Raw genomic sequence first — 11487 nt, forward strand, 5'->3', positions numbered from 1 at the left:
GTGCCGCCTTCCGTTCAACGGCAAAACCTTATGTTTTTATGTTTTTGCTTTACTTACTCTACATCAACAAGTTTGGTAGCAAGGAACTCTGTCATAGCTTCTTCTGCATCTGCCAGACCATTGTCTGTCAGCTCCTGTACCATGCTCTCCCAGTTTCCATCAAACTCATCTTCGGTACCAGTTACGCATTTAACAAGTCCCGGCCAAGCAATTTCGTCCAGAATTGTCTGTTTCTCAGCAAGTTCCTGTGGCTGCTGATATGCCCACAGTGCAGAGTATGGAAGAAGATCGAACTCTTCCGGCTGTGCAAACATGTCGGTCAGCATCTCAAATCCCATCGCTTCGCATCCTTCTTTTTCTGCTGTATTGTAGTTTGCAATAACAGACTCTTTGGTAGTTGGAGTGTATGGGAATCCGTCTTCAGAGTAGGAACCTGTTCCGTAGATCGGGAATCCAGTGTAGTTGTCAATACCGGTGTTCTTTGCATAATCCGGATCAGACTGAGCTTTTGCAACTTCTTCATCGGTACGATATGGCTGTCCGTCATCATCGAGGAAGTAGTTCTCGCCTTCGATACCCCAGTGATACAGGATCTGTCCTTCATCGGAGCACAGATAGTCAAGGAATTTGATGGCACGAACCGGATCTTCACAGCTCTTGGTAATTCCAATACCCCAGCCAACGGTAGTTCCCTGATACAGAAGGGCTTTTTCTACCTGATCTTCTCTTAAGGTTACAGGAAGTCCAACATAAGTCTGATCTACTTTTCCATCTGCTACCAGAGTAGCTTCGCACTGGCTGTAATGCCACTCAGCATCGGTGATGGCAACAACACGGCCGCTGGCAACTTTTGCAATATAGTCATCATCTGTCTGCGTTGCAAAGTTCGGATCCAGGATACCTTCGTTGTACATACGGCACAGCCATTTGAAGTATTCTTTCTCTTCATCTGTTACATGTTTGTAATGTACGTTGTACTCGTCGTCAATGATCCACTGTCCATTATCCGGGGATGCATCAGCGATCAGTCCTGCCGGGTTTCCAAGGGTAATCATCCAGTGCCAGTCAGAAGCACTCATGGTGATACCGATCATATCCAGACCATCTTCTGTTTTTGGATGTGCTGCAAGATAGCTCTTGATCATTTTTTCATACTCATCCAGTGTCTTCGGATATTTATAATCGTTCTCTTTTAATGCAGCCCACTGAATCTGGCAGCTTCCGCCTGTTGTCAGGGTTTTCTGGTTTACACCTGCGTAGGAAAGCTGATAGATTCCAGGATCATCCTGGCTCCATTTCAGTTTTTCCATCTCTGCTCCGTACATTTTTTTGATGTTTGGACCATATTTTTCAATCAGGTCTGTCATATCAATCAGCGCGCCTGCCTGATACAAATCCGTTGCTGAGCCTTTTGCATAAATCATGTCCGGATACTCATCATTTGCGATCATCAGCGCAATATCTTCTTTTGCATCACCCTGGGATGCTACCGGATAGGAAACATCCAGTGTAACGCCGGTTGCCTCTGTGATTGCTTTTGCTACCGGGTTATCCCAGTTGCCGTTTTTACCATCAGCGTTAAAATACTCAAAGGTAATCGGAGATTTGTCATCTGCTGTCTCGCCTGAAGAACTTGCCTCTGCCGCTGATCCAGTCTCTGTGCTGGATCCTCCCTTGCTGCTGCCACTGTCGGAACCGCATCCTGCGAGCATTCCGGCCACCATAGCAGATACTAACATGAGTGATACTACTTTTCTTTTCATAAAAGCCCTCCTTAAAATGGTTTATGTCATCCTGCACTCTTTCTTTCGCCTGGCAGGAATAAACATCATCTTTTTCTAAAAATTTTTTAATACTGTTTTTTATCAGTCTTTAACAGAACCAAGTGTCATACCGCCGATAAAGTATTTCTGAAGGAACGGATATACAATAACGATCGGCACAGTTGCTACAATCGTTACGGCCATACGTACGGACATTGGTGTTACGGCCGTCTGTACATTGGTTCCTGCATGAACGTCCATTTTCATGGTCGCCTGGTTCATAATCTCATACAGTTTGTACTGCAGAGTCGGGAGTTTTTTCGCATACAGGTAAGTATCCATGAAGGAGTTCCACTGACCTACTGCATAGTACAGACCTACGGTTGCGATAACCGGTTTACAAAGCGGCATAACGACTTTATACCAGATCTGAAAATCGTTTGCTCCGTCGAGCTTTGCTGCCTCCTGCAGAGCCATCGGCAGTCCGTCGATATAAGAGCGGACCAGAATCATATTATAAACCCACATCAGACCAGGCAGAATGTATACCATGAAGTTATTGCCCAGCTTTAAGGTACGGATAATCAGAAGGTATTCCGGAATCATTCCGCCACCGACATACATGGTAACAACGAACAGAAACTGGAATGGTTTGCGGAGTACGAAGTCTCTGCGGCTTAATGTGTAAGCAACCATCGAGGTACATACAATACCTACGATTGTTCCGATGATGGTTCTTGTTACAGAAATCACAGCCGGCATTGCAATGCCGCCGTCTTTAAATACATATTTATAGTTGCTTAATGTAAACTTTCTCGGAATGATGAAGTTTACATTCTTAATGGTATCCGTAGAATCGTTGAACGAAATCGCCAGTACGTTCAGGAACGGATAAATGGTGATGATGACGAGGAATACGAAGATTACCGCCAGTACGTAGTCAAATTTTTTTGCTTTCTTGTTCATATTCGCGTCCTCCTACATAAGTTTATCTTCGCCTACCAGACCGGCAATCTTATTGGCGATCAGCAGCAGGGTAACGCTGACTGCAGACTGGAATACACCGATTGCGGTACCAAGACCGTAGTTGCTGTTTCCGATACCTCTCTTATAAGAGAACCAGGAAAGTACCATCGTGTGATCCTCAACCAGCGGGTTACTAAGAAGCATCTGACGCTCCATACCTACGTTCAGGGCGCCACCGATGCTCATAATCAGCAGTACGATGATGGTCGGTCGGATACCCGGCAGAGTGATATGCCAGATCTTCTGCAGACGGCTTGCACCGTCCATATCAGCGGCCTCGTAAAGACCAGGATCAATACCTGCCATGGCGGACAGATAAATAATTGCGTTCCAGCCAACCTCTTTCCAGCAGTTGATCAGGATAATGGTTACCCAGATAAGCGGTGAGTTGGAACTCATCAGGTGCAGGTTCTTGCCGAAGATACTGTCAACAACACCGCCGTCGTTGAAAATATTCTTTGCAATACTTGCAATGATAACCCAGGATACAAAGTGCGGCAGATAAGAAATGGTCTGCGTTACTTTTTTGAACTTCATAAAGAACATCTCGTTCAGAAGAACCGCAAACGCGATTGCTGCGATCGTTCCGACCGCGATGTCAAGGAAGCTTACCCCCAATGTATTGATTAATGTCTGTGTAAACAGACGGTCTTTGAATGCATCTGTAAAATTTTGAAATCCAACCCAGGTTCTCTCCCAGATCGGAAGTGCAAATGTCGCAGGTTTTACCTCCTGAAATGCCATGGTCCATCCCCACAGTGGAATGTACTTGAAAATAATCAGCCAGATTACAAATGGTACTGACATCACAAGCAGCCAACGCTGTTTCCACAAGATTACAGGGGTAATTTTCTCTCCTTTTTTCTTTTTCATTTTTTCCTTCGCCATACTCCCCATCCTTTCCGTTGTTTTGTGCGTTTTTATTACGCATTTTCTTTGATTATTTGTGATGTTTACACTATATCAAATAAAATCCCCGTTTGATATTGTGTATTTTGTCCACTTATATTGACTTTTTTTATCTTTTTCCACATTTTCAGTTGCTATGGCAGGCATTTTTACTAATTTATATGCGTTTGTTTTTATTTTTTACACCAGCTTACAATTCTACCAATCAGTGTTTTTTTTGTAAAAAAAGCAGGAAAACGTAATGGGGGATTACATTTTAAGAAAAATGTCAGTTTTTTATCCAAATAATCTCCGTTTTCTCTGCTATGATAAACACCATAGAACCAAGAGGGGAAAAACGAGATGAGCCAATACAACATATTAGTCGTAGACGACGACCGGGAAATCGTAAGATCTCTCGGCAAACTATTAGAACTGGAAGGCTGCAGGGTAAAAAAAGCCTACAACGGCATGGAGGCACTCGACATCCTCATGACCGAACAGATCCATCTGATCCTGCTCGATGTCATGATGCCCAAAATGAACGGCCTTTCCGCCCTGATGAAAATAAGAGAAAAAAACAACATCCCGATTATCATGCTTTCCGCGAAAACCGAAGAGAGCGATAAAGTCATCGGACTTTCGATGGGCGCCGATGATTACGTGACAAAGCCGTATAATACCGCCGAACTCATGGCCCGTGTTAAATCCCAGCTCCGCCGTTACTTCTCCTTAGGCGCCGCAAACGGAACCACACAAAGCCAGGATATCCTGAAAAACGGCGGTCTGCTGCTGAACCGAAACACCAAAGAACTCCTGGTGGACGGTGAACCTGTTCGCCTGACCGCAACCGAGTACAAAATTATGGAGCTTCTGATGGAGCATCCCGGCTATGTATTCTCAGCCGAAGAAATCTACAGCCAGGTCTGGCAGGAGGATGCTTACAGCGTAGAAAATACCGTCATGGTTCATATCCGGCGCATTCGTGAGAAAATCGAAATTACGCCGAAAAATCCAAAATATTTAAAGGTGGTGTGGGGAATTGGATACAAAATTGAAAAAATTAACGGAGACTGAAAAACGCATCCTGCTGTGGATGCTTCTCGATCTTTCTATGGTACTGATTTTGTGCGGAAAGCTTCTGCGGAAATGGGCCAGTGAATTCGAATGGGGAATGTGGCGCAACATCGAATGGGGTATCGGCATTGGAGTGACGGTAGTCGGCGTTTTGGGCATAGCCGCAGCCTTGTATCTGGTATGGAAATTCCGAAAAAATACCGGGAACTCGAAAATGACTGCTTTTGCCGGCAGTGAACCGGAAAAAGCGGGAAAAACAGCAAAAAGCAGCGAAGGGGCAGCCGCAGATAAGTCCGAGACAGATGAAATAGAAAAATCCCGGCAGATGCAGTTTGAGGCAAGAGCCGCTGCGGAAGCAGAGAAAGAGCAGCTGTTTCTGAAAAAATCCGAAAAGGTGCCAAATGAGCTTCTGGTTCTTGTCGGAGGATTTGCTTTTTTCGGATGGCTTCAGCCGCTCCGGCACAGCTATGCCAGATACCGCATTGTTGCCGAATGGGGTACTGTAATAGAGTGTGTGCAGACAGGTCTTCTGTTTTTTGGAATCTGTGGCGTTTTCCTTCTCAGTGCCGGCATTCTTGTCTGTCGCTATGAAAAGAAACAACTGAGAGAAATGTCCTTTTTTTGCAGAGAAAGGAAGCGTTACAGAGATCGGACCAGCCTGGAACGGCAGCTTGCCGGTCGGAGTAAATGGCCGTTCCGTGTGGCACTGATTGCGGAACTTCTAATCGTGATTACCATGATCACCGGACTGATAAACGGAATGGATGGCGAGGTGCTGTTTGTCATTCTTCTCGGGCTGACCACGCTGATTTTAATTCTGTTTGCCTGGAAAACATACCGCAGTCGCCTGAACCGGGAGATGGGCCTTTTGATGGAACAGATCCATACGATGGCAGAAGGCAGCATGGAAAGCCGGATCCATGAAATATCCGAAAAATCCCTGCTGTATCCGGCATTTGCAGAGCTGGAAAATATTGAGAGCGCTATGCAGAAGAGCGTAGAAAAACAGATGCAGGCGGAGCGTCTCAAAATTGACCTGATTACCAATGTATCGCACGATCTGAAAACACCGCTCACCTCGATGGTCGGCTATACGGATCTTCTGAAAAAAGAGGATCTGACACCGGCGGCACAGGATTACGTCGAAGTGATTTCTGTGAAACAGGAACAGCTAAAGGAGATGATCCAAAGCCTCTTCGAGCTCTCCAAATCGACAAGCGGAACCGAAAAATTCCAGATGGAAAAAATGGATATGAAACGGTTGATCGAGCAGACCCTCGCCGATATGGACGATGCGATTGCGCAGAGCAATCTGTCGTTTCGCACGGCGCTCGGAGATGAGCCGCTTCCGTTCCTTGGGGATAATGGGAAAATGTACCGCGTGATACAGAATCTCGTGGAAAATATCCTGAAATACAGCCTGGGCGGAACGAGAGTTTACATTGACGCAGGGAAGGAAAAAGGGGAGATTTTCGTGACGATGAAAAACATTTCCGCCTATGAGATGAATTTTGAAGCGGAGGAAATGATGGAACGCTTTGTGCGCGGCGACGAATCACGGACGAGCGAGGGGCACGGCCTTGGCCTTGCGATTGCATCAAGCTACACGGCCAACATGGGCGGCCGCATGGAGCTTGCGGCAGACGGCGATCTGTTTAAAGTCATCCTGCGTTTCCCGGAGGCAGGCGAGGATTCTGCAGCGGGAGAAACAGCCACAAAAACCTGACTTGCATAAGAATGAGACAGAAGCGGGATTGCAGCAGGAAGGATCTGCAGAAGGATTCTGAGAGAGTATGTAATCCCCGGGAGGAAAAAAATGGAGACAATCAGTATTATCATACCATGCTACAACGAAGAGGAAGCAATTCCGGTTTACTACGAGACGATGGTACGTCAGATGGATGAGATGGAAGAACAGCAGAAGGTTCAGTTCGAGCTGATCTTTGTTGACGACGGCTCGAAGGATCACAGCCTGTTTGAGATGCGCCGGCTTGCGCAGAAGGATATGCGCTGCCGTTACCTCTCGTTTTCGAGAAATTTTGGAAAAGAGGCAGCCATGTACGCCGGACTGCAGGCGGCCAAAGGCAATTACGTAACAGTGATGGATGTCGACCTTCAGGATCCGCCGTTCCTTCTTCCGAAAATGTACGCGATGCTGCAGAGCGGTACCTGTGACTGTGTGGCGGCACGCCGGAGCTCGCGGGAGGGCGAGGGAAAAATCAAATCCTTCTTATCAAATGCCTTCTACGGTGTGATCAACCGCCTTTCCAGAACAGAGATTGTAAGCGGTGCACGGGACTACCGTCTGATGAGCCGCAAAATGGTGGATGCCGTGCTCGAAATGAGTGAGTACAACCGCTTTTCCAAAGGAATTTTCGGATGGGTCGGCTTTCACACAGAATGGCTGGAATTTGAGCATGAGGATCGCTGCGCCGGAACATCAAAGTGGCCACTTCGAAAGCTCCTTGCGTACTCAATCGACGGCATCACAGGTTTTTCCGTAGCCCCGCTGTCACTCGCATCCGTCATGGGCGTGCTCTTTTTCCTGATTTCGATGATTCTGATCGTGTTCATTATCGTAAGAACGTTGCTGTTCGGCGATCCCGTTGCGGGCTGGCCGTCGATGGCATGCATCCTTTTTCTGGTGAGCGGTGTACAGCTTTTCTGCACGGGCATTGTAGGCATTTATCTTTCCAAGACATATCTTGAAACAAAGCACCGTCCGATCTATCTTTTAAAGGAGACGAGTGAAGAGACGGTCAAGATGCACAGTGTGCAGCCGGTGAAAAAGCAGGAGAGTGCTGCAAAGAGAAGAAAAGATGCCCATACGGCAGAAAAGAAAAATGTGTATTTTCCAGAGTATGCCGACAAACGCCATGCTTCTGAAAGAGGAGAAATCCGGGCATGAAAAAGGAAATCTTAAAGGAAATAAGAGAGCCGGGGAAATCACGGAAAAAGAAAGGTCAGCCGAAAGGACGGCGGAACGGCTTTTTGGAAGGTCTTACCGGAAAGGATTTTACGGCGGCTGGTCTGTTTTTCTTTTCTTTGCTTTTGTGCCGGCTGTTCGTCCTGCAATACGGCGTATTCGGCTCCTCGATTGACTGGATCAGCCAGCACAGCACCCTTGCCGATTGCTTCCGAAAGCGGTTTTACGCGACCGGAAACCTCTTCCCGGATTTCGCATGGAATCTGGGAGGAGGTCAGAATATTTACCATTTTGCCTACTACGGACTGCTGAGTCCGACCATGCTGTTATCCTACCTTTTCCCGTTCATCCCGATGGACCTGTGGGTGATGGGTTCCTCCGCGCTGCTGTATGCGGCGGATGCAGTGCTTTTTTATCAATGGATCAGCAAAAAGGGTCTGCATTACGGCAACTGTCTTTTTACATCACTTTTCTTTACGTGTTCTACCGCACTTCTGTATCATTCCTATAATCAGCTTATGTTTGTCAATTATATGCCGTTTCTGCTGCTGGCTCTGCTGGGCGTGGATCGCCATTTTCAGAAGAGAAAGAGCGGTCTTCTGATTCTTTCCGTTCTTGGGATGATTCTGACCAGCTTTTATTTTTCTGTCGGCGGGCTGCTTGCGCTCACGGCGTATGCGGTGACGGAGTATTTGAAATGCGGTACAGAAAATGCTGCGTATGAAGCGGAACAGGAGAATCGAAAAGTGTCGCGGAATCAAAAGGCCGGGGCAGAGAAAAAGCAGATGGCAGGTGAAAAATCTTCAGGAACAGTTGAAGCTTTGGCGGGTTTGCGGAGCTTTTTTGGCGCAGCAATCCGCTTTGCGCTTCCGGTCCTCGCAGGAATCCTTCTTTCCGGTATTCTGCTGATCCCATCGGCTGCCGCCTTGTTCGGCGGTAGCGGCGAGGGCGGACGCGGCACCGCAGCGGGCGGCATCGCAGGACTTTTTACCGATCCGGCGATGTGGAAACCGCAGTTTCTGATCCTACGTCTCTGCTACACGCCGTACGGCATTGGCCTCTCCGCATTTGCGGGGGTGGCGCTTTTGGGCAGAGTGATCGGAAAGAGCCGGTTGCGTGAGAAACTGTTGTCCTTCCTTTTGCTGGTATTCTTTTGTATTCCCCTGTTCGGCTATCTGCTGAACGGCGGCCTGTACAGCAAAGATAAAGTATTCATCCCGTTTCTTCCGGTCCTCTGTGCAGAAGTCGGGCTTTATGTGGAAAACCAGCTTGTCCGGAAGCGGGAGTGTGGAAAAAATCGAAGCACCGGGAATTTTAAGCGCAAAGTCATGACAGAGCTGCGAGAATTGCTTCCGTACCTCATAGTTCTGATTCTGATGTGGAATGCAAAGCAAGAGACATACTTTGAACCATACTGGCATCTCGGCATACTGGATGTGATTTGTGTGACTGCGTGCTATCTGGCATGGCGGTGGTTTCCGGCAAAAAAACGGCTGCGGGGCAGAGAGCTTCCGTTTCTGCCGCTCGTCTTTAGTGCTGTGATTCTTGCATTTGCCGGAAAAGCAATCAATCAGGAAAAGCATGTGATGATCCCGCGTAAAACGTATGAAGCTCTGACGGACAGCAAGATTGCAGCGGCAATCCGCGAGATCTGTGCGGAGGATCCCGGCTGGTACCGTATGGAGCAGTATGGAGACGGCGGACAGAACCTTGCGAACGTCAACCGGATATGGGATATTGGACAGAATGTTTCGACGATTTATTCCTCGGCATACAATGCAGAATATAAGAAATTCCGGGACGAGACGTATGGGATTAATGAAGCCTTCCGCAACCGCATGATGCAGACGGTTTCCGATGATCCGCTGTTCTGGCAGTTCATGGGAGTGAAATATATTCTGGCAGAAACACGGCCGGAGGGGTATGAACTGTACCGGGATTACGGGGACTTTCAGGTTTATCGTGCCATATCCGCAGCGCCGGTTGCCTACGTGACAGACCAGGTGGTTTCCGAGACGGAATACAAATCGTTACCTTATCCGCAGAACCAGGAAATACTGGAGACGGCAGCCGTGATCCCGGATCAGGAAATGCGGAAGACAACAGCGGCAATCACGGATCAGGAAAAATCGGCGAAATCTGTGGATAATTTCAGAGCCGCTGCAGATTCAGATACAAAGAATGGTTCTGTAGGACCCCTGTTTCACAGTTGTTTTCAGAAAGTAAACCTTGAAATTCCAGAGACCGATCAGGAAGATCTGCGCATTCAGAAGACAGCGGACGGATATGAGATTGAGACGAAAAAATCCGTGACCGTCTCAGCAACGCTGCCGGGTGCCGCAGAGGGAGCAACGCTGCTCGCCGTTTCTTTCGAGGTGGAGAATCAGAAAGCGAGTCATGATATGTTTATCCGCATCAACGGCCAGACCAACCGCCTGACCGGCATCAACCATACGTATGCCAATGGGAATACACAGTTTAACTATCTTGTAACGATGAAAGAAGATGGAACCGTATTCATTCGGATGGGAAAAGGCCATTATATCCTGAAAAATTTTGAGACATGGACTGGTATGGCACAGCCGTTGGAAAAAACGGAGCAGCTGTACAGTCAGGCGGTTACCCTGATTGGCGGAACAACAGCAACATACGGCGGCGACGGCATCACAGGCGTGGTTTCCGCGGAAAGAGACGGATACCTCATCACCAGCATTCCATACGATGAAAATTTTGTGCTGAAAGTGGATGGGAAAGAAACACTGCTGTTCCGCGCAAACACGGCATTTCTCGGCGCAAAAATCCCATCAGGCGAGCACAAAATTGTTCTTGTGTACCATGCGCCCGGACGGACGGCTGGCAGTTGGTGCAGCCTGATGGGAGGAATGCTGGCACTCATCCTTGTGATCTGTGAAAAAAAGAAACAGCAAAACGGCAGCGAACGGGCAGGAGAGAGCAAAATGTTGCAAAAACAGCGGAAATATTATATCATCAGAGTGTAAAAATAGTTGTAGTGACACTTGGTGGAATGGAGCATATCTTTACAGCCGCAGGAAGAACTGGCAGCGTTTGCCCGTTTTGGAAACGCCGTTGCAAGCCTTTGTGTGGAGAAAAAAGGTGCTAGAGCGTGTCTGAAAAATCATTTCCGCAATCTGCAAGCCCCACTTTGCGGTATATTTTACCCTCATTCGGTTGCCGTAGCCCGCTACGCCGCCCTTATTCGGATAAAATCTCCCACGAACTGGGACTCGCAGTTCACGAAAAGCCTTTTTCAGACACGCTCTATTCCGGCCATGCCGGATCTGGCACAGGTAGAAAAAAGACTGGGGGATAAGAAATGGAATTAAGAGAGCAGTTAAATGGAATCCAGCATGTCGGTATTCCGACCAACGATATTGAGATGACGATTGCGTTTTATGAAAAGCTTGGATTTGAAATTGCATTCCGCACCGTAAATGAGGCGGCGGATGAGAAAGTGGCATTCTTAAAGCTTGGAACACTTGTGATCGAAACGTACGAAAACAAAGCTGCAGCACTGAAACCCGGAGCAATCGACCATGTGGCGATTGACGTAAAGAATATTGAAAAGGTTCACGAAATGATTACCGGGGCCGGTCTGAATACGACGCAGGATGAAGTACATTTCCTTCCGTTCTGGGAAAATGGCGTCCGTTTCTTCACGATCGAAGGACCAAATAAAGAAAAAGTGGAATTCAGCCAGTATTTGTAACGATTCCAAGCCATGCGAAATGGAAGAAAAATCGCGAATCATGCTTGCATGAATATCCGTTTGACCAGCAAAGCCTCTGC

Annotated in this window: 10 protein-coding genes; 6 read left to right on the forward strand and 4 right to left on the reverse strand. The window is 47.6% G+C overall.

Annotation, left to right across the window (positions count from 1 at the left end; genetic code table 11):
* Positions 1–53 precede the first annotated feature (53 nt).
* From DWY63_RS03120 to DWY63_RS03130, 3 genes are all read right to left on the reverse strand, one after another.
* The gene (locus DWY63_RS03120) at positions 54–1763 is read right to left on the reverse strand and encodes an extracellular solute-binding protein (protein WP_117801293.1); all 1710 of its coding nucleotides are present in this window, start codon (positions 1761–1763) and stop codon (positions 54–56) included.
* 102 nt (positions 1764–1865) lie between these two features.
* Positions 1866–2729 (reverse strand): carbohydrate ABC transporter permease, encoded by an 864-nt coding sequence (locus tag DWY63_RS03125; protein ID WP_117801295.1) that lies wholly within the window; start codon positions 2727–2729, stop codon positions 1866–1868.
* Between the two features lie 12 nt (positions 2730–2741).
* Positions 2742–3677 (reverse strand): ABC transporter permease, encoded by a 936-nt coding sequence (locus tag DWY63_RS03130; RefSeq protein ID WP_243001832.1) that lies wholly within the window; start codon positions 3675–3677, stop codon positions 2742–2744.
* Between the two features lie 363 nt (positions 3678–4040).
* On the opposite strand from DWY63_RS03130, the gene DWY63_RS03135 reads away from it, so the two are divergent.
* The 4 genes from DWY63_RS03135 to DWY63_RS03150 all read left to right on the forward strand — a co-directional run bounded on the left by DWY63_RS03135 (position 4041) and on the right by DWY63_RS03150 (position 10679).
* Positions 4041–4754, forward strand: coding sequence for a response regulator transcription factor (locus DWY63_RS03135; protein ID WP_117801299.1), 714 nt, complete (start codon positions 4041–4043; stop codon positions 4752–4754).
* On the forward strand, positions 4720–6480 hold the full coding sequence (locus tag DWY63_RS03140; RefSeq protein WP_117801301.1) for a sensor histidine kinase: 1761 nt from the start codon (positions 4720–4722) through the stop codon (positions 6478–6480). The genes DWY63_RS03135 and DWY63_RS03140 overlap by 35 nt, the downstream gene beginning before the upstream one ends.
* Before the next feature lie 90 nt (positions 6481–6570).
* The gene (locus DWY63_RS03145) at positions 6571–7662 is read left to right on the forward strand and encodes a glycosyltransferase family 2 protein (RefSeq protein ID WP_117801303.1); all 1092 of its coding nucleotides are present in this window, start codon (positions 6571–6573) and stop codon (positions 7660–7662) included.
* Positions 7659–10679: a YfhO family protein gene (locus DWY63_RS03150; RefSeq protein WP_117801304.1), complete on the forward strand. Its 3021-nt coding sequence runs from the start codon at positions 7659–7661 to the stop codon at positions 10677–10679. Before DWY63_RS03145 ends, DWY63_RS03150 begins: the two co-directional genes overlap by 4 nt.
* Before the next feature lie 39 nt (positions 10680–10718).
* Here the strand turns inward: DWY63_RS03150 and DWY63_RS18820 are convergent, their stop codons facing one another.
* Positions 10719–10931, reverse strand: coding sequence for a DUF6783 domain-containing protein (locus tag DWY63_RS18820; RefSeq protein ID WP_334294724.1), 213 nt, complete (start codon positions 10929–10931; stop codon positions 10719–10721).
* Between DWY63_RS18820 and DWY63_RS18825 the strand changes: the two genes are divergently transcribed.
* Both DWY63_RS18825 and DWY63_RS03160 read left to right on the forward strand, forming a co-directional pair.
* The gene (locus tag DWY63_RS18825; protein ID WP_334294725.1) at positions 10851–11024 is read left to right on the forward strand and encodes a DUF6783 domain-containing protein; all 174 of its coding nucleotides are present in this window, start codon (positions 10851–10853) and stop codon (positions 11022–11024) included. The two genes, DWY63_RS18820 and DWY63_RS18825, sit on opposite strands and share 81 nt — an antisense overlap.
* Positions 11015–11407, forward strand: coding sequence for a VOC family protein (locus DWY63_RS03160; protein WP_055227805.1), 393 nt, complete (start codon positions 11015–11017; stop codon positions 11405–11407). The genes DWY63_RS18825 and DWY63_RS03160 overlap by 10 nt, the downstream gene beginning before the upstream one ends.
* Positions 11408–11487 lie beyond the last annotated feature (80 nt).

This window comes from Blautia sp. AF26-2 (genome assembly GCF_003460955.1).
Taxonomy (GTDB): Bacteria; Bacillota; Clostridia; order Lachnospirales; family Lachnospiraceae; genus Fusicatenibacter; species Fusicatenibacter saccharivorans.